Below are 19264 nucleotides of genomic sequence, written 5' to 3' on the forward strand. Positions count from 1 at the left end.
GCGGCCGTCTCGTGCCGCTATCTTTCGGGCGGGGCATCGGACCTTTTCATGCGCATGAAGTCATTCGCAATCGTCGCCGCACTTGCGCTGTCGACGGCTATTGCTGGTTGCAGCACCATCGGCTCGCAGATATTCACCAACAACTATGGCCCGATGACCGATGCGGGCTATCAACTGCCGCGCATTCCGATCGAAAAGGTGCCGTTCAAATACCGCCGGCAGATCGTGAGCTACGACACCGGTGAAAAGCCGGGCACCATCGTCGTCGATACGCAGAACAAGTTCCTCTATTATGTCATGGGCGGCGGCGAGGCGATGCGTTACGGCATCGGCGTCGGCCGCGAGGGTTTTGAATGGCGCGGCACCGCCCGCATCGCGGCGAAGCGCGAATGGCCGACCTGGACGCCACCTTCGGCGATGATCAAGCGCCAGCCGGAACTCGCCAAATTTGCCGGCGGCATGGATCCCGGATTGACCAACCCGCTCGGCGCGCGCGCCCTGTATCTGTTCAACAAGGGCGGCGATTCAGGCTACCGCCTGCATGGCAGCCCGGAGTGGAACTCGATCGGCAAAGCGATGTCGTCGGGCTGCATTCGGTTGATGAACCAGGACATCATCGACCTTTACGACCGCACCTCCGTCGGCGCCAAGGTCATCGTTCTCTAGAGCTCATACGCGGACCGTCTAGGCAACAACTGACGTCCCAAAACAAAAAACCGGGCAATTTGGCCCGGTTTTTTGTGTCGCGCGAAGGGGCGAATTGACGTCCTTTGATCTTAAGAGACCTGTTCGACCTGCTGCACCTCGGGCACAAAATGCCGGAGCAGGTTCTGGATGCCGTGCTTCAGCGTCGCCGTCGACGACGGGCAGCCGGCGCAGGCGCCCTTCATGTGCAGGAACACGGTGCCGTTCTCGAAGCCGCGGAAGGTGATGTCGCCACCGTCCTGGGCGACCGCCGGACGCACTCGCGTGTCGAGCAGTTCCTTGATGGTGATGACCAGTTCCTCGTCGGCCTTGTCGTAGAATTCGCCGGTCTGGCTGGTCTCGGCGGCGGGGCCGGCCCTGGCCATGACCGGCGCGCCGGACATGAAGTGCTCCATGATGGCGCCGAGGATCGCCGGCTTCAGATGCTGCCAGTCGGGGCCGTCCTTGGTCACGGTGACGAAATCATAGCCGAAGAAGACGCCGGTCACGCCCGGGATCTCGAACAGCCGGCCGGCCAGCGGCGAAGCCGCGGCAGCGCTGTCGGCATCGCGGAAATCTGCGGTGCCTTCGACAAGCACTTCCTTGCCGGGAAGGAACTTCAATGTCGCCGGATTTGGCGTCGATTCGGTCTGGATGAACATGGACGTCTCCGAGCCCGTTCGGGCATATAGTTTGGAATAATTCTAAATAGGCCCTATCGGCAGGACATTCAAGCGAAAGCCATCGCCGGAACGGCTGGCTGGGAGAATGTTTTTGCGGTCTTCTGCAACACACCTTAGGCCAGGCTGTCGATTTCTTCGTCTGACAGGTTCTGCGGCACCACTGTCACCGGGATCGGGAAGGCGGCGCCCTTGCCGGCGACCGCGCCGACCAGCGGGCCCGGCCCCTCCTTGCCGGCGCCGGCGGCCAGCACGAGGATGGCGATATCCTGGTCCTCCTCGATCAATTTGTGGATCTCTTCCGTCGGCTTGCCTTCGCGCACCACCAGTTCCGGCTCGATGCCGAGCTTCTGGCGCACCTTGTTGGCATAGCTGTCCAGTGCGGCGCGCGCGGTGGCGGTGGCCTCCTCGCGCATGATCTTCTCGACACCCAGCCAATGCTGGAAATCGTCCGGCTCGATCACATAGAGCAGCACCAGCACGCCGCTGGTGCTCTGCGCGCGCTTCGAGGCGTAGACGACGGCCCGTTCGCATTCGGGCGTGTCGTCGATAATCGCCAAAAACTTGCGGCGATGGCCGGCTTCGCGGCTGAGGCGTTTGGAGACCATATTCTACCTTCGATGGTTTCGGTCGCAATCTGCCACCGCCACGGCCCGGCCGCAAGCGACCGGCGGATGTAGCGATATTGGCTGCAGATTAACCCTGCAGCAGGCCGATGATGTCGCGCACGGTCTTCATCGTCGCCTCGGCCAGCAGGCCGGCCCGCTCGCCGCCATCCCTGAGCACCGCGTCGACATAGGCGCGGTCGTCGGAAATGCGGCGCATTTCGCCGGCGACCGGCGCCAGCTTTTCCACGGCAAGGTCGGCCAGCGCCGGCTTGAACACCGAAAACTGCTGGCCGCCAAACTCTTTCAGCACTGCCTCCTTCGATATCTCGGCGAGACCCGCATAGATGCCGACCAGGTTTTCGGCTTCCGGCCGGCCGGCCAGGCCGTCCAATTCGCCAGGCAACGCCTCCGGGTCGGTCTTGGCCTTGCGGATCTTCTTCGAGATGCTGTCGGCATCGTCGGTCAGATTGATGCGCGACAGGTCCGACGGATCCGACTTCGACATCTTCTTCGAGCCGTCGCGTAGCGACATGATGCGCGCCGCCGGTCCGCCGATGATCGGTTCGGTCAGCGGGAAATAACCGTTCACGGTCTCCTCGCCGACCTTCATCTCGACGCCGACGCCAAGGCCGGCGATGCGGTCCGAAAAGTCGTTGTTGAATTTTTGCGCGATGTCGCGTGTCAGCTCCAGATGCTGCTTCTGGTCATCGCCGACCGGCACATGGGTGGCGCGGTAGGCTAGGATGTCGGCCGCCATCAGGCTCGGATAGGCAAGCAGCCCAAGCGAGGCGTTCTCGCGATCCTTGCCGGCCTTGTCCTTGAACTGCGTCATCCGGTTCATCCAGCCGATGCGGGCGACGCAATTGAAGATCCAGGCGAGCTCGGCGTGCTGCATGACCCGCGACTGGTTGAAGACGATGTGCTTCTTCGGGTCGATGCCGGAGGCGAGAAACGCCGCGGTGATCGCGCGCGTCTGGTCCTTGAGATCCTCATGGACAAGCTGCGCGGTCAGCGAATGCAGGTCGACGACGCAATAGATGCAATCGGAGGTGTCCTGCAGGGCGACGAATTTCTTGATGGCGCCGAGATAGTTGCCGAGGTGCAGATTGCCGGTCGGCTGGACGCCGGAAAACACGAGGGGCTTGAAGGCAGGCTGATTGGCGTCAGTCATGGTGTTTCCCTGGCTTGTGGAGGGCCGTTTCGCGCGCGGCGAAAGTCTTGCGACGGCGCGCTTATGGACGAGAGCGAGTAGACGATCAAGGGGCTGTAGGCGATCGCAGCAGAGCGATTGCTTCAGGTCGGATTGCTTGTTCGATGTTGTTGGCGCTGCGCCTATAGCGCCTGTCGGCTTGACAGGTCGGCGCTGCCCCTCATTGCCCTGCCGGGCATTTCTCCCCGTATAGTGACGGGGAGAAAGACCCGTCGTCGACGGTTTCGCCAACGACAGGCGTTGCAGGACGAGCGCCGAGGGGCAGCCAGCTTCTTTCTCCCCGTAAACGGGGAGAAATGCCCGGCAGGGCAATGAGGGGCGGCGCCGACATCGATATGGTATGATAGGAGCATATTCTGCAAACGATCTGACGAGAAATGGATGACCATCTCAAACGAGAAAGCTTTGGAGCACCGACATGGCCGCGAGACGCCGCTAGAGACAGCGGCGCGGCTTCGGGCCGAATTCGGGATCGAACTTAGCAAGCAGGCACGTAAGCCGCTGCCGCGCCCGGTCTATGACGAATTGTCCGGCGAAGACTGATGCTTGTCGACGGGGTCGCTACGGTTAGCTTACGGATCTGGAGACTGTCCCCTGACAGACGGTGATCCCTTCCGCGCCATACTGCGCCGGATCATGCCGAAATCGGCGCCGCCGATGGCGAAGGCGGTGACGAAGTAAAGCAGCGCCCCGCCGGCGACGAGCCCAAGCAGCGTTGCAGTCTTGACCACCAGCGGCGAGCCGGAAGCGAGGCTGGCGGCAAACCAGTGTTCGGCAAAATACAGCGCCGCCGCCATCACCGCGGCCGACAGCACCAGCCGTGGGATGCGTCTCATGAGCGGCACGTCGCGGCCCCAATGGCCGCGCCGGATCAGCACGCCGAGCAGCATCAGCGCATTGACCCAGCCGGCGACGGCCGAGGCGACGGCGATGCCCGGCGCGCCCATCTGCGGAAACAGCGTCAGCGCGGTGGTGATGTTCACCGCCACCGAGATCGCGGCGAAGATCATCGGCGTGCGTGTGTCCTCGCGAGCGAAATAGCCGGGGGTGAACGCCTTGATCAGCACGAAGGCGGGCAGCCCCAAGCCGAAGATCGCCAGGATCGCCGCCACGATCGGCGTCGAGTTGTTTGCGGCAAATGCTCCGCGTTCGTAGACCAGCCCGACGATCGGCTCCGCCAGGACCAGCAGTGCCGCCGCCGCCGGCAAGGTCAGGAACAGCGTGAACTCCACCGACCGGTTTTGCATATTGGCCGCCTCGATCAGATTGCCCGACTTCAGCGCCCGCGACAGTTCGGGCAGAAGCACGATTGCGACGGCGATGCCGACGACGCCGAGCGGCAGCTGGTAGATGCGATCGGCATAGGCGAGCGACGACACCGCACTGTCCTGCGCCGAGGCGATTGCGGTGCCGATCAGCTGGTTGATCTGGGTGATGCCGCCGGTGATCGCCGCCGGCAGCGCCAGGATCAGCAGCCGCTTGACATTGGGCGTCATCCTTGGCCGGCGAAAGCCGATCGAGATGCCGGCATGGCGCACCGCCACCCAGACGATCGCCAGTTGCACCAGCCCCGCCGCCAGCACGCCCCAGGCCAGTGCGAAGCCAACGGTGCGCGCGTCCGATCCCTTGTGCCACGCATAGGCGAGCACGCCGATCAGGATGACGTTCAGGAACACCGGCGCCACCGCGGCGGCGAAATAGCGGCGCAGCGAATTCAGCATGCCGGCCATCATGGCGCCGAGCGACATGCAGATCAGATAGGGAAACATGATGGTCGCGAGCCGGACCGTCATCTCGAACTTTTCCGGCGAGTCGGCAAAGCCCGGCGCCACCAGGTAGCGCACGATCAGCGGCATCGCCAGTTCCATGGCGATGGTCAGCGCCAGCAGCGCCGTGAACAGCACGCCGAACACCTCTTCGGAAAAGCGCTTGGCGCCATCGGTGCCGTGGGTTTCGATCTCCTTGGCGAACAGCGGCACGAAGGCGGCGTTGAAGGCGCCTTCGGCAAACAGCCGCCGGAAGGTGTTGGGAAACTGGAAGGCGGCGTTGAAGGCGTCGGCGATCGGCCCGGTGCCGAGCGCGGCCGCCATCAGCATCTCACGGCCGAAGCCGAGGGCGCGGCTCATCAGCGTGCCGGAAGCGACCGTCGCGAACTTTTTGACAAGGCTCATGCGTCTGGAGACTGCCTGCAGGATTGGGACAAATGAGTGGTGGCTGTCACTCGGCCGCAGCCTTGGCCTTGCCGCCGCGCTCGGGCACGGTGCCTTCGAGGACCGCGATCAGTCTGTTTTTGATAGCGGCCATCCGGGTCGGGCTGTCGATCTTCTGGCCAGTGAGATCGGTGACATAGAAGGTGTCGATGACCTTTTCGCCGAAGGTGGTGATGTGGGCCGAGGCGATGTCGAGCGACAGGTCGGACAACGCCCCGGTGATCTCGGACAGCAGGCCCGGCCGATCCAGCCCCTCGACCTCGATCACCGAGAACCGGTTCGACAGCGTGTTGCGGATTTCGGCGCGCGGCTGGATGCGGAAGACCTTGGCGCCGCGCCGCGGCTTGGTGCGCTTCTCGATCATCTCCGGCAGCCAGCTCTTGCCCGACAGCACGTCCTCGATCAGACGGCCGACGCGCTCGGCGCGGCGGCGCTCGTCCTCGTCGCGGTCGAATTCCCTCGAGATCAGGATGGTGTCCAGCGCGCGGCCATCGGAGGTGGTGAAGATCTGCGCGTCGACAATGTTGCCGCCGGCCGCCACACAGGCGCCGGCAATGACCGACAGCAGGCGGGGATGGTCCTGCGCCAGCACGGTGATCTCGGTCACCGCCTCGAACTGATGGGTCTTGATCATCGTGGCGAGCTTCTTGCCCGCCGCATCCGCCTCGCGGATGAATTCGGCGTGGCGAAGCTGGTCGGCGAGATCGACCGCCAGCAGATAATTCTCATAGTGCTTGGCGACATAGCGCTTGCGGGCCTTTTCCGGCCAATCGGCGAGCGCCTCGGCCAGCTTTTCGCGGGCGGCCGCGGTGCGCATCGCACGCGACACCTCCGAAAACCCGCCGGTCAACAGCAATTCGGTCTCGTAGTAGAGCGTGCGCAGCAACTGCCCCTTCCAGCCGTTCCAGACGCCAGGCCCGACGCCTCTGATATCGCAGACGGTCAGGACGAGCAGCAGCTTCAGCCGTTCGACCGACTGCACGATCGCGGAAAAGTCCTCGATCGTCTTGCGGTCGTTGAGGTCGCGGGTCTGCGCGGTCATCGACATGACGAGATGGTTCTCGACCAGCCAGGCGATCGTTTCGGTGTCGGCCGCCGACAGCCCCATATGCGGGCAGATCCGCCGCGCGATCCGGGCGCCCGCTTCGGAATGGTCCTCGGGCCGGCCCTTGGCGATATCGTGCAGCAGCACCGCGACATAAAGCGCCTCGCGGCTTTTCTTCAGCCCCGGCATCAGCGAGTGGGCAAGCGGGTGGACCTTTTCACCGTCGCCGCGCTCGATCTCGGCCAGCACGCCGATGCAGCGGATCAGGTGCTCGTCCACCGTATAGTGGTGGTACAGCGAGAACTGCATCATGGCGACGATCTTGCCGAAATCCGGGATTAGCTTTGCCAGCAGTCCCGCCTCGTTCATCCGCCTGAGATTGAGTTCGGCATTGCGGTCCGACGTCAATATGTCGAGGAACAGCCGGTTGGCTTCCTCGTCGCGCCTGAGCGCCTTGCCGATGAGGCCGAGCGAACGGGTCAGCAGCTTCAGCGCATCGGGGTGAAATTCCAGCCCGTGCTTGTCGGCGACCCAGAACAGCCGCAGGAGATTGACCGGATCGCGCTCGAACACCAGGTCGTCGGCGATGTTGATGCGATGGTTGTCGATAATGAAATCGGACGTGCCGGCAAGCTTGCGCTTGCGGCGCGAGAAGGTGAGGAAGATACGGTTGAAGCCCGGCACATGCTTGGCCTGCTCTTCCTCCAGCGCCGCGCAGAAGATGCGGGTCAGGTCGCCAACATCCTTGGCGACGAGGAAGTAATGCTTCATGAAGCGCTCGACCGCCGACAGGCCCGGATGTGTGGTGTAGCCCAGGCGCTCGGCGATCTCGCGCTGGATGTCGAAATGCAGCCGTTCCTCGGCCTTGCCGGTGAGGAAATGCATGTGGCAGCGCACCGCCCACAGGAAGTCCTCGGCCTTCTGGAATTCCCGGTATTCGGTGCCGGTGAAGACGCCCTTGTCGACCAGTTCCTCGCCGGTGCGGACCCGGTAGAAATACTTGCCGATCCAGAACAGCGTCTGCAGGTCGCGCAGGCCGCCCTTGCCGTCCTTGACATTGGGTTCGACCAGATAGCGGCTTTCGCCGGCCTTGGCATGACGCTCGTCGCGTTCGGCAAGCTTGGCCTGCACATATTCGGGTCCGGTGGTGCGCACCACCTCGCGGTCGAAGCGCTGCAATAGCTCGTCATAGAGCTTCTGCTCGCCCCACAGGAAACGCGCCTCCAGGATCGAGGTACGGATGGTGATGTCGGTGCGCGACTGCCGCAGGCATTCGTCGATGTTGCGGGTGGCGTGGCCGACCTTCAGTCCCAGGTCCCACAGCACGTAGAGCATGTATTCGACGATCTGCTCGCCCCATGGCGTCTGCTTGTAGGGCAGCAGGAAGAGCAGATCGATATCGGATCCCGGCGCCAGCGTGCCGCGGCCATAGCCGCCGACCGCGACGACGGCCATGCGTTCGGCCGATGACGGGTTTTTGATGCGATAGACGTGGGTGGCGGCGAACTCGTAGAGCGCGCGGATGATTTCGTCCATGAGATGCGACAGCCGGGCGGCGCAGGCTGTGCCGCTGCCGTCGTCCATCAGCATGCGTTCGGCGATGCTGCGGCCGGCGGCCAGCCTGCCCTTGAGAAGCTGCAGAACACCGGTGCGCGCAGCCTTGCCGGAGCCGTCGCCTGCCGTGGCCGCGGTCAGCGCGGTCATCTCGCGGCGCAAGGCTTCGCCGTCGATCAGTTCGTCGAGCTTTAGAGAGATTCTTGCCATAAGTGTCGTTCGGCCTCGCCGTTTTGGCGGCGTCTATAGCGCGTTTTCGCGGCGCTGGGTATGGGGCGGACGGACACGCTCTCCACGGGAGTCGAAACCGGATGATCGCCTCTTGCCGCACTTGATAGATGGTCTTGCTGGACGATGTTGCCAAGCCCGGAAGTGGCGGCGGCCATAAGCATGGAAGCGGTTTGGGTCAGGCAGTCCGGCATGCACCACGGCACCAAAGGTCGAAATTGGCCTTGACCTTCCAGTTACTGGAAGCACTACCTCTGTTGCAAGTTCGAGACAGAGAGGCCTTTCCGCATTGACGCACTCCGACCACCACCATCACGCCCATAGCGGTTTCTGCTCGCCGAAAGCTGCTCCGTCCGTCGCCGACGCAGTCATTCGCGACCCGGTCTGCGGCATGACCGTCGATCCGGCCGCCGGCAAGCCGACCGCCGATCATGGCGGCCATCGCTATCATTTCTGCAGCGAGCGCTGCCGTTCGAAGTTCACGGCCGAGCCGGAAAACTACATTACCGCCACCGATCCGGTCTGCGGCATGCGTGTCGAGCGTGCCGCCGCGAAGCACTTTTCCCGGCATGAAGGCCAGGGCTTCTATTTCTGCTCGGCCGGCTGCAAGGTGAAGTTCGAGGCGGAGCCGGCAAAGTATCTTGGCGACAGGCCGGAGCAGCAGGCGATGCCGAAAGGCACGCAATACACCTGCCCGATGCATCCCGAAATCGTCCGCGACAAGCCAGGCGCCTGCCCGATCTGCGGCATGGCGCTGGAACCGATGGGCGTGCCGACCGGCGACGAGGGCCCGGAACTGGTCGATATCTGGCGCGGATCGTCGAGCTCGTCGCCAAGGCGCAGCGTTCGCGCGCGCCGATCCAGGGCCTGGCCGACCGCGTCTCCTTCTATTTCGTCCCGGCCGTCGTGGTGGTTGCGATCGTTGCGTTCATCGCCTGGGCGATTTTCGGGCCGCAACCCAGTCTGATCTTTGCAATCGTCTCGGCGGTCTCGGTGCTGATCATCGCCTGTCCCTGCGCGCTGGGCCTTGCCACGCCGATGTCGATCATGACCGCCACAGGGCGCGGCGCGCATGCCGGCGTGCTGATCAAGGACGCCGAGGCGCTCGAGCGCTTTGCCTCGGTCGACACGCTGATCGTCGACAAGACCGGCACATTGACCGAAGGCCGGCCGAGATTGACCGAAATCGTCGCTGCCGAGGGCATGGCGGACGATGATCTGCTGGCCATTGCCGCCGGCCTCGAAAAGTCGGGACAGAAGGTGGCGCTCGGCAACGCCGCGATGATGGCCGCTCTCGGCATCGATATCGCATCCATCTCGACCAGCGCCGAGGCGCTGCCGAGGGCAAGACCTCGATGTTCGTCGCCGTCGGCAACAAGCTGGCCGGCATCGTCGCCGTCGCCGACCCGATCAAGGCGACGACATCAGAGGCGATAAAGGCGCTGCACGAGCGCGGCCTGAAGATCATCATGGCGACCGGCAGCGGCGATGAGCCTGTCCTCGGTTTCGGTGATGACCAATGCGTTGCGGCTCAGGGCGTTGAAACTCTGAGCCAAGTCCCCAGATAGGAACTCGTTCAAAAAGGAGATCATGAATGACGTTGGCCAAGAAGATCGTGCTGCTGCTGATGGCGGCCGGAATGCTGCTCGCCGTTTTCCTGGAAAGCATTCCGTCGCAAGCCCAGGAGACGAAACACGACATGGGGGCGCACGACATGGGAGCGATGGGCGCGCCGGGTGCCTCGACCGATGGCTACAAGGCGGCGATGGACAAGATGCACACCGCGATGACGGCGATCGAATATTCCGGCAATGCCGATGTCGATTTCGCCCGCGGCATGATCCCGCATCACCAGGCGGCTATCGACATGGCCAAGGTCGAGCTTGCCAATGGCAAGGATCCGGAAATGCGCAAGCTGGCCGAAGCGGTGATCGCGGCGCAGGAAGCCGAGATCAAGCAGATGCAGGATTGGCTGGTCGCCCATCCGGTGGAGTAGACATCGGGCAGTCTGCAGGCAATCCAGGGCAGGACTTTCGTCTGGATTTCTCCCGAAAGCTGTGGTGCCATCGGGTCTCGACTGGAGCGCGCCATGCCGTCAACGATAAGAACCACGACATTGCCCTCGGGCGAAGCCGTTCCCGTGCTGGGTCAAGGCACCTGGAAAATGGGCGAGGACGCCCGCCGCCATGCCGATGAGGTCAATGCCCTGAAGCTTGGGCTGGATCTCGGCATGACGCTGATCGACACCGCCGAAATGTATGCCAGCGGCGGCGCCGAGGAAGTGGTGGCGGATGCTACTGCCGGGCGCCGCGACGAGGTGTTCCTGGTCTCCAAGGTGCTGCCGTCCAACGCCTCGCGCACCGGCGTGCCGGCTGCCTGCGAGGCAAGCCTCAGGCATCTGCGCACCGACCGCATCGATCTCTATCTGCTGCACTGGCCCGGCAGCGTGCCGCTGCCGGAAACGGTCGAGGCCTTCGAAGCGTTGAAAAGGGCCGGCAAGATCCGCCATTGGGGCGTCAGCAATTTTGACACTCATGAGATGGAGGAACTGGTCAGCCTGCCGGCCGGCGACGGCGTCCAGACCAACCAGATCCTCTACAATCTGTCCCAGCGCGGCCCCGAATTCGACCTTGCGCCCTGGAGCCGGCAGCGCGGCATTCCGCTGATTGCCTATTCGCCGGTCGATCAGGGCGTATTGGCGCGCAACGCCAGCCTCGAAACCATCGCCGCCCGCCACGATGCGACGCCGGCTCAGCTGGCGCTGGCCTGGGTGATGGCACAGGACGGCATCATCGCCATTCCAAAGGCCAGCAAGCAGGAGCATATCCGCCAGAATGTCGCGGCGCTCGACATCGAGCTTACGCGTGAGGATTTCACCGAAATCGACCGCGCCTTCCCACCGCCGAGGCGCAAGCAGGGCCTGCAGATGATTTGAGGGATGGGAGCGGACGAGGCCCAGCTATTTCCCCGCCATTCCCTTCAGCCGATACAGCGCCTCCAGCGCCTCCCGCGGCGTCATCTCGTCGGGGTTGATCGCTCCGAGCGCGGCGCCCAGTGCATCGTCCTTCACCGGCTTCGGCGATTCCCGTTTCAGCGCCACCGAAAACAGCGGCAGATCGTCGACCAGCCGGTTGGCCTTGCCCGAAACCTCGCCAGCTTCCAGTTGGTGCAGCACTTCCCTGGCCCGCCCGACCACCGCCTCCGGCAAGCCGGCCAGGCGCGCCACCTGCACGCCGTAGGAGCGGTCGGCGGCACCCTTGTCGACCTCGTGCAGGAAGACCACGTCGCCTTCCCATTCCTTGACCCGCATAGTGACATTGTGCAGTCGAGCGAGCTTGCTGGCCAGCGCAGTCATTTCATGGAAATGGGTGGCAAAGATCGCCCGGCAGCGGTTTTTCTGGTGCAGATACTCGACCGCCGCCCAGGCAATCGACAGGCCGTCGAAGGTGGCGGTGCCGCGGCCGATCTCGTCGAGGATCACCAGCGCGCGTTCGCCGGCCTGGTTGAGGATCGCCGCCGTTTCGACCATCTCGACCATGAACGTCGAACGGCCGCGCGCCAGATCGTCGGAGGCGCCGACACGTGAAAACAGCCGGTCGACGACGCCGATATGGGCTGATGCCGCCGGCACGAAGGAGCCGGTCTGGGCGAGGATGGCGATCAGCGCGTTCTGCCTGAGGAAGGTCGATTTGCCGCCCATATTCGGGCCGGTCAGCAGCCAGATCGCGCCGTTTCTGGCATTGCCTTCCGGCGACAGATCGCAATCATTGGCGACGAACGGTCCTTCGCCCGAACGCCGCAGCGACTGTTCCACCACCGGATGCCGTCCGCCCGAAATGGCGAAGGCGAGGCTCGCGTCCACGATGGGTCGGCACCATGCCTCGCTTTCGGAAAGCAGCGCCAGTGCCGCCGACACGTCGAGCACGGCGAGTGCTTCGGCGCCGGCGCGGATCTTGTGCGCCTCGCCGACGGCTTCCGCCGTCAGCCTGTCGAAGGCGGCAAGCTCGATCGCCAGCGCCCGGTCGGCGGCATTGGCGATCTTCGATTCCAGCTCGGCCAGTTCGGTCGTGGTGAAGCGCATGGCGTTGGCCATGGTCTGGCGATGGATGAAGCGCGCCTTCGCCCCGTCGCTGCTCGTCATGATCGCATGGTTGTTGGCGGTGACTTCGATGTAGTAGCCAAGCACATTGTTGTGCCGGATTTTCAGCGAGCGGATGCCGGTTTCGTCGATCAGCGAGCGCTCCAGCCCGGCGATCACCTTGCGCGATTCATCGCGCAGCGCCCGCATCTCGTCGAGCTCGGCGTTGTAGCTGGAACGGACGAAGCCGCCGTCGCGCTTGAGCAGCGGCAGCTCGTCGGCGAGCGCCCGTGTCAGATGCTCGGCCAGCGGGCGCGGCAGCGCCTCGATCGCCGCCAGCGCCGCCGCCAATTCTGGCGACAGGGCGGTCGCCCCAAACAGTTCGGCAATAGCGCCGGCGGCCTCGAACCCGGCACGCAGCGCGCCGAGATCGCGCGGGCCACCGCGGTTGAGCGCCAGCCGCGACAGCGCGCGTGGCATGTCGGCGACACTCTTCAGGCTCGCCCGCACCGCCTGGCACAGCCGTGTCTCGGACCGGAAGAACGACACCGAATCCAGCCTTGCGCCAATTGCCGCCGGATCGGTCAGCGGCGCCATCAGCCGGTCGGCGAGCAGCCGCGCGCCGCCGCCGGTCACCGTGCGGTCGATCGCCTTGAACAGCGAGCCCTCGCGGCTGCCGGACAGCGTGCGCAGCAGTTCCAGATTGGCGCGTGTCGCCGGATCGATGAACAGCGTCGAACCCTGCTCCTCGCGCTCGGGCCGCGACAGCGGCGGCCGCTCGGCCTTCTGCGTCTTCTCGACATAGGCGATGGCGCCCGAGATCGCCGACAGTTCGGCGCGGGAAAACGTGCCGAAACTGTCCGGCGTCGCCACCTCGAAGAAACGGGCGATGCGCCCGGCGGCCGACGCTGAGTCGAACAGGCTCGGCGGCTGCGGACTGGCGATGCGGCCGAGCACATCGAACACCGGTTTCAGCTCCGGATCGTAAAACACCGGCTCGGCGACGATCAGTTCGCGTGGGTCGACGCGAAAGACATCGGCGAGCAGCCGGTCGGCGCTGGTCTCGGCAACGCGGAAGGCGCCGGTCGAGATCTCGATCCAGGCCAGCGCAAAACTTCCTTGGTTCCCTGTCGCGCTGCCGCGCTCCCCGCTTCTTTGTTCGGCTCCGCCCTTGACCCGGCCAAGTGCCATCAAGAAACTCGATTCCGACGGCGCCAGCAATTTGTCCTCGGTGATGGTGCCGGGCGTTACCAGCCGCACCACGTCGCGGCGCACCACCGATTTGCCACCGCGTTTCTTCGCCTCTGCCGGATCCTCGATCTGCTCGCAGACGGCGACGCGGAACCCTTGTCCAATCAGCTTCTGCAGATAATCGTCGGCGGCATGCACCGGCACGCCGCACATCGGGATGTCGAGGCCCTGGTGCTTGCCACGCTTGGTCAGGACGATGCCGAGCGCCCGGCTCGCCTTCTCGGCGTCGTCGAAGAACAGCTCGTAGAAATCGCCCATGCGGTAGAACAGCAGCGAATCCGGGTTCGCCGCCTTTATCTCGATATACTGCTCCATCATCGGCGTTGCCGGCGCAAAGGCCGGCGTAGCGCTGTCGCTGCGAATGGGCGTTTCGTCGTTCAAGAAGTTGCTTCCAAAATTTCCCAAGCCATCTGCTTGGCGGTTTACAGCGGCGAAGTGTAGCCTTAATCCCGAACGTTCCACAAAAGAAAGCACCGCGCCCGTCTCAACGAGGTGCTGCACGGGTGAGGAAATCGAAAGCATCATGGCCAAGAAAACCGAAAGCAACGGCCCCTCCGTCAGTGCGCAGGAGGCGCTGGAATTCCACGCCATGGGCCGCCCGGGCAAGCTGGAGATCGTCGCCACCAAGCCGATGGCCACCCAGCGCGACCTAAGCCTCGCCTATTCGCCGGGCGTCGCGGTTCCGGTGCTTGCCATTGCCGAGGATCCCAGCCGCGCCTTCGACTACACGGCGCGCGGCAACATGGTCGCCGTCATCTCAAACGGCACCGCCATCCTCGGCCTCGGCAATCTCGGCGCGCTGGCCGCCAAGCCGGTGATGGAAGGCAAGGCGGTGCTGTTCAAGCGCTTCGCCGATGTCGATTCGATCGATCTCGAAGTCGACACCGAGGATGCCGAAGAGTTCATCAATTGCGTGCGTTTTCTTGGGCCGTCGTTCGGCGGTATCAATCTGGAAGACATCAAGGCGCCGGAGTGCTTCATCATCGAGCAGCGGCTGCGCGAACTTATGGACATACCGGTCTTTCATGACGACCAGCACGGCACCGCCATCATTTCGGCGGCCGGCCTGATCAACGCGCTGGAAATCACCGGCCGCGACATGAAGACCACCAAAATGGTCTGCAACGGCGCCGGTGCCGCCGGCATCGCCTGCATCGAGCTGATGAAGGCGATGGGCTTTGCGCCCGAAAACATCATCCTGTGCGACACCAAAGGCGTCGTCTTCCAGGGCCGCACCGAAGGCATGAATCAGTGGAAGTCGGCGCATGCCGTCAAGACCGACGCACGCTCGCTGGCCGAGGCGCTCGACGGTGCCGACGTGTTCCTCGGCCTCTCGGCCAAGGGCGCGCTGACCACCAAGATGGTGCAGTCCATGGCCGAGAAGCCGATCATCTTCGCCATGGCCAACCCCGATCCGGAGATCACGCCGGAGGAAGTCGCCGAAATCCGCGCCGATGCCATCATGGCCACCGGGCGTTCGGACTATCCGAACCAGGTCAACAACGTGCTCGGCTTCCCTTACATCTTCCGCGGCGCGCTGGACGTGCGGGCGACCACCATCAATGACGACATGAAGATCGCCGCGGCGCGTGCGCTCGCCGAACTGGCGCGCCAGGATGTACCCGACGACGTCGCCGCCGCCTACCAGGGCATGCGGCCGAAATTCGGCCCCAACTACATCATCCCGGTGCCGTTCGACCCGCGCCTGATCTCGGCCATTCCGATCGCGGTTGCCAAGGCCGCGATGGAATCCGGCGTCGCGCGCAAGCCGATCCTCGACCTCGACCGCTACGCGCAGGAGCTGTCCGCCCGCCGCGATCCGATCGCCTCGACGCTGCAGCGCATCTACGACCGTGTGCGCCGCCAGCCCAAGCGCATCGTTTTCGCCGAGGGCGAGGAGGAGCAGGTGATGCGGGCCGCCGTCTCCTATGTGAACCAGCGGCTCGGCACCGCCATCCTGCTCGGCCGCGACGATATCATCAAGGAGAACGCCAGGAACGCCGGCATCGAACTGAACAAGCAAGGCATCGAGATCATCAATGCCAGGCTGTCGCGCCGCAACGGCGTCTACACCGACTATCTGTACGAGCGCATGCAGCGCAAGGGTTTCCTGTTTCGCGACTGCCAGCGCCTGATCAACAACGACCGCAACCATTTCGCCGCCTGCATGGTGGCGCTGGGCGATGCCGATGGCATCGTCACCGGCGTCACCCGCAACTACTCGACGGCGCTCGACGACATCCGCCGCATTATCGACGCCAAGCCTGGCCACCGCGTCATCGGCGCCTCGATCGTGCTGGCGCGGGGCCGAACCGTGATTGTCGCCGACACCGCCGTGCACGATATGCCGAATGCCGAACAGATCGCCGACATCGCCGAGGAGGCCGCCGGCTTTGCCCGCCGCATGGGTTATGAGCCGCGGCTGGCCATGCTTGCCTATTCCACCTTCGGCCATCCGCAGGGCGAGCGCTCCGAACGCATCCAGGAAGCGGTGCGCATCCTCGACAAGCGGCGCGTCGATTTCGAATATGACGGCGAGATGGCAGCCGACGTGGCGCTCAGCGCACGCGCCATGGCGCAATACCCGTTCATCCGGCTGACCGGCCCGGCCAATGTGCTGATCATGCCGGCCTTCCACTCGGCCTCGATCTCGACCAAGATGCTGCAGGAGCTCGGCGGCTCGACCGTCATCGGCCCGCTGCTGGTCGGCCTGGACAAGCCGGTTCAGATCGTCTCGCTCAACGCCAAGGACAGCGACATCGTCAACATGGCGGCGATTGCCGCTTATACGGCGGGGGCCTGAGGAGCGAGCGCCTCTTCCTAAATCAGGCCTGCCTGCTCAGCCTCGTGGCGTAAATTCTGCCGCGGCCTTGGCCCGATCTGCTGGATCACCAGCCCGGCCGCCAGCGAGCCGAGATCGCCGCAATGCTTCAGGCTGCGGCCTTGTGTGTAGCCGTAGAGGAAGCCGGCGGCATAGAGGTCGCCGGCGCCGGTGGTGTCGACCAGCTCGCGGATTTCCGTCGCATTAATGGTGACCGTCTCGTCGCCGCGCACGATGACCGAGCCCTTTTCGGAGCGGGTGACGGCGGCGATCTTGCAATCCTTGCGGATCTGGGCCAGCGCCTCGTCGAAGGAGGCGGTCTGGTAGAGCGACTTGATCTCGTGGCTGTTGGCAAAGACGATGTCGACGGTGCCCGAGCGCATCAGCTCCAGAAACTCGTCGCGGTAGCGGTCGACGCAGAACGAATCCGACAATGTCATCGACACTTCGCGCCCGGCTGCATGGGCGAGCTTCGCCGTCTGCCGGAACGCTTCCTTGGCGCGCGGCGGGTCCCACAGATATCCCTCGAAATAGGTGACGGCGGCGCCAGACGCCTTGTCCGCTTCGACATCCTCAGGACCGAGCTCGACGCAAGCGCCGAGATAGGTGTTCATCGAGCGCTCGCCGTCCGGCGTGACGAAGATCATCGAGCGCGCCGTTGGCGGTTCGCCTTTGAGCGGCCTGGTGTCGAAGGCGACGCCCTGCGCGTGCATGTCATGGGCGTAGATTTCGCCGAGCGTGTCGTTCGAGACCTTGCCGAAGAAGGCGGCGCGACCGCCGAAGCTGGCGACGCCCGCCGCCGTGTTGCCGGCGCTGCCGCCGGAGGCTTCGATGGCCGGGCCCATGCGGCTGTAGAGCAGCTCGGCGCGCCTCGTATCGATCAAATTCATCGCGCCCTTGATGATGCCGTTCGTCTCAAGGAATGCCTCGTCGCACTGGGCGATGATGTCGACAATGGCATTACCGATACAAAGCACGTCATAGTTCGGCATCAATCATGTCTCCGCGAAAAACCACCGGCTTTCTGGCATGCCGGCCGCGGGCGGGTCTAGCGATTTGATGCGGCTTTGCCTAGCCAACAATCACGGTTGGATAATGATCGAAGCATTTCTTTCGTGCCTCGCTTACAAGGATGGCGTCGCCGATCAATGTTCCCCCGAAGGTTGCGAACCCGCCATGCCTGCAAAAACCGACATGAAGACCGAGCTGGCGCTCCTCATTGCGCTCGCGGTGCTGTGGGGTGCTTCCTATACCTTCATCAAGATCGGCGTCGAGACGATCCCGCCGGTAACGCTGATCGCAGCCCGAACGTTGATTGCGGGTGGAATTCTTCTCGCCCTCATCCGCTGGCGTGGCCTGACCCTGCCGCGCGATACCGCCAGCTGGCGTCGGTTCGCGTTCCAGGCATACCTCAACAGCGTTGTGCCGTTCACGTTGATAGCCTCGGCCGAGCGCTCGCTAGACGCCGGCCTGGCCACGATCCTGAATGCGACGTCCCCAATCTTCACCTTCTTGCTGACCGCGCTCATCACGCGCCACGAACCAGTGACCATGCGCAAACTGTTCGGCGTCGGTGCGGGAACAGCTGGAATATGCCTCATCGTCGGCACCCAGGCGCTTGGCGGCCTTGGTCACCAGTTGTGGGCGCAGCTTGCCGTCGTCGCGGCGACGGTCTGCTACGCAGGTGCCGCCATTTTCGGTCGCGGCTTCAAGGGCCTCGATCCGATGATTCCAGCCGCCGGTTCGATGCTTTGCGGCGCCGCGATACTCGTCCCCCTCAGCCTTGTGTTCGACCGCCCTTGGGCGTTGGCGCCATCAACGGCCTCGATCCTTGCTCTGCTCGGACTTTCGGTTTTTTCAACTGCGCTGGCCTTCTGCCTTTATTTCCGGCTCATCCATACGCTGGGCTCCGTCGGCACCACCTCGCAGGCCTATCTGCGCGTGCCGATCGGCGTGGGTATCGGGGCCGTATTCCTCGGCGAGAGCCTTGGCCCGACGGCGTGGCTGCGATGACCATTCCTGTCCGCAAGCCGGTGTTTGCGCGGTAACTTGCGTTATCAGCAGCAGTTGCGCTGATGATTTCCCTGTCCTATCTCGGGGGGCGTCCTGCCCAAAACGGGCGCGTTGCATATGGGTTTGAAACGCGATGATACTCGACGCCGCCCGCGCCGCCCTGAGCCGGCTGTTCTCGCCCGAATTCCGCTCGGTTTTCATCAAGACGCTGGGGCTCACCTTGCTGGCGCTGGTGGCCTTGTGGTTCGGGTTGACGAGCCTTGTCGAGTGGCTGGCCTTGCCGTGGTTGGAGTCCCTGATACCCGGCCTGCCGTCCTGGGCCGGCTGGTTGGGCGGCATCATCGCCGCCATCGCCCTTGCCTTCGGTCTGGCCCTGCTGATCGCGCCGGTGACGGCGATCATCGCCGGCCTGTTCCTCGACGCCGCCGCCGAACTGGTCGAGCGCACCGACTATCCCAATGACCCACCCGGCCGCGCGATGCCGGCACTGCGCTCGCTGGTGTTGGCGATCAAATTCTTTGGCGTCGTCATCGTCGGCAACCTTTTGGCCTTGCTGCTTCTGCTGGTGCCGGGCATCAACATCGCCGCCTTCTTCATCGTCAACGGCTATCTGCTGGGACGTGAATTCTTCGAATTCGCCGCGATGCGCTTTCGCCCGGAGGCCGACGCCCGGGCGTTGCGCAAAAAACATGCCGTCACGGTGTTCCTCGCCGGGCTGGTTGTCGCTGCCTTCCTCGCAGTGCCGCTGCTCAACCTTTTGACGCCGCTGTTCGCCGCCGCCATGATGGTACATCTGCACAAGGCGATCTCGGCGCGGGAAGCGGCTTAGGAGTGCTGATGTTCTGGTGATGCAGGCTTGCGAATGGCGGTTGTAGCCAAACG

At 64.1% G+C, this 19264-nt stretch carries 15 protein-coding genes and 2 pseudogenes; 9 read left to right on the plus strand and 8 right to left on the minus strand.

The window, feature by feature from the left end:
• The first annotated feature begins 48 nt into the window (after window positions 1–48).
• The gene (locus tag AC0L3D_RS21640) at window positions 49–666 is read left to right on the plus strand and encodes a L,D-transpeptidase (RefSeq protein ID WP_027151583.1); all 618 of its coding nucleotides are present in this window, start codon (window positions 49–51) and stop codon (window positions 664–666) included.
• Between the two features lie 110 nt (window positions 667–776).
• Here the strand turns inward: AC0L3D_RS21640 and AC0L3D_RS21645 are convergent, their stop codons facing one another.
• The 3 genes from AC0L3D_RS21645 to trpS all read right to left on the minus strand — a co-directional run bounded on the left by AC0L3D_RS21645 (window position 777) and on the right by trpS (window position 3143).
• On the minus strand, window positions 777–1346 hold the full coding sequence (locus tag AC0L3D_RS21645) for a NifU family protein (protein WP_023796710.1): 570 nt from the start codon (window positions 1344–1346) through the stop codon (window positions 777–779).
• A gap of 134 nt (window positions 1347–1480) precedes the next feature.
• Window positions 1481–1972, minus strand: a complete 492-nt coding sequence (locus AC0L3D_RS21650; protein ID WP_023796709.1) for a universal stress protein — start codon at window positions 1970–1972, stop codon at window positions 1481–1483.
• An 88-nt stretch (window positions 1973–2060) separates the two neighbouring features.
• On the minus strand, window positions 2061–3143 hold the full coding sequence (trpS, locus tag AC0L3D_RS21655; protein WP_473627048.1) for a tryptophan--tRNA ligase: 1083 nt from the start codon (window positions 3141–3143) through the stop codon (window positions 2061–2063).
• Between the two features lie 420 nt (window positions 3144–3563).
• On the opposite strand from trpS, the gene AC0L3D_RS21660 reads away from it, so the two are divergent.
• On the plus strand, window positions 3564–3725 hold the full coding sequence (locus AC0L3D_RS21660) for a hypothetical protein (RefSeq protein WP_023803758.1): 162 nt from the start codon (window positions 3564–3566) through the stop codon (window positions 3723–3725).
• 29 nt (window positions 3726–3754) lie between these two features.
• On the opposite strand, the gene murJ is transcribed toward AC0L3D_RS21660, so the two are convergent.
• Complete coding sequence (murJ, locus tag AC0L3D_RS21665; RefSeq protein ID WP_473629020.1) at window positions 3755–5353, minus strand: murein biosynthesis integral membrane protein MurJ; 1599 nt, start codon at window positions 5351–5353, stop codon at window positions 3755–3757.
• Between the two features lie 46 nt (window positions 5354–5399).
• Window positions 5400–8201: a [protein-PII] uridylyltransferase gene (locus AC0L3D_RS21670; RefSeq protein WP_473629019.1), complete on the minus strand. Its 2802-nt coding sequence runs from the start codon at window positions 8199–8201 to the stop codon at window positions 5400–5402.
• Window positions 8202–8508: 307 nt separating this feature from the next.
• Between AC0L3D_RS21670 and AC0L3D_RS21675 the strand changes: the two are divergent.
• Both AC0L3D_RS21675 and AC0L3D_RS21680 read left to right on the plus strand, forming a co-directional pair.
• A pseudogene (locus AC0L3D_RS21675) lies at window positions 8509–9476 on the plus strand (HAD-IC family P-type ATPase); the annotation flags it as partial.
• A 98-nt stretch (window positions 9477–9574) separates the two neighbouring features.
• Window positions 9575–9643, plus strand: a pseudogene (locus AC0L3D_RS21680) (hypothetical protein); the annotation flags it as partial.
• On the opposite strand, the gene AC0L3D_RS21685 reads toward AC0L3D_RS21680, so the two are convergent.
• Window positions 9644–9811 carry a hypothetical protein gene (locus tag AC0L3D_RS21685; protein ID WP_287226952.1) on the minus strand — a complete coding sequence of 56 codons (168 nt, stop codon included), beginning with the start codon at window positions 9809–9811 and terminating at the stop codon, window positions 9644–9646.
• 2 nt (window positions 9812–9813) lie between these two features.
• Between AC0L3D_RS21685 and copM the strand changes: the two genes are divergently transcribed.
• Together copM and AC0L3D_RS21695 are read left to right on the plus strand one after the other, a co-directional pair.
• Window positions 9814–10215, plus strand: coding sequence for a CopM family metallochaperone (gene copM / locus AC0L3D_RS21690; RefSeq protein WP_128168323.1), 402 nt, complete (start codon window positions 9814–9816; stop codon window positions 10213–10215).
• Window positions 10216–10308: 93 nt separating this feature from the next.
• Entirely contained in the window at window positions 10309–11154 is an 846-nt protein-coding gene (locus AC0L3D_RS21695; protein WP_473629018.1) for an aldo/keto reductase, read from the plus strand.
• Window positions 11155–11178: 24 nt separating this feature from the next.
• Here AC0L3D_RS21695 and mutS read toward each other — a convergent pair whose 3' ends face one another.
• Window positions 11179–13866, minus strand: coding sequence for a DNA mismatch repair protein MutS (gene mutS, locus AC0L3D_RS21700; RefSeq protein WP_473629022.1), 2688 nt, complete (start codon window positions 13864–13866; stop codon window positions 11179–11181).
• 205 nt (window positions 13867–14071) lie between these two features.
• Between mutS and AC0L3D_RS21705 the strand changes: the two genes are divergently transcribed.
• Complete coding sequence (locus tag AC0L3D_RS21705) at window positions 14072–16351, plus strand: NADP-dependent malic enzyme (RefSeq protein WP_128244462.1); 2280 nt, start codon at window positions 14072–14074, stop codon at window positions 16349–16351.
• 17 nt (window positions 16352–16368) lie between these two features.
• On the opposite strand, the gene AC0L3D_RS21710 is transcribed toward AC0L3D_RS21705, so the two are convergent.
• Window positions 16369–17361 (minus strand): adenosine kinase, encoded by a 993-nt coding sequence (locus AC0L3D_RS21710; RefSeq protein WP_473490612.1) that lies wholly within the window; start codon window positions 17359–17361, stop codon window positions 16369–16371.
• 184 nt (window positions 17362–17545) lie between these two features.
• Between AC0L3D_RS21710 and AC0L3D_RS21715 the strand changes: the two genes are divergently transcribed.
• Together AC0L3D_RS21715 and AC0L3D_RS21720 are read left to right on the plus strand one after the other, a co-directional pair.
• Window positions 17546–18382 carry a DMT family transporter gene (locus AC0L3D_RS21715; protein WP_473645766.1) on the plus strand — a complete coding sequence of 279 codons (837 nt, stop codon included), beginning with the start codon at window positions 17546–17548 and terminating at the stop codon, window positions 18380–18382.
• Window positions 18383–18515: 133 nt separating this feature from the next.
• Window positions 18516–19211, plus strand: a complete 696-nt coding sequence (locus tag AC0L3D_RS21720) for a sulfate transporter family protein (protein WP_128174097.1) — start codon at window positions 18516–18518, stop codon at window positions 19209–19211.
• The last annotated feature ends 53 nt before the right edge of the window (window positions 19212–19264 follow it).

Source organism: Mesorhizobium sp. WSM4837 (assembly GCF_055811435.1).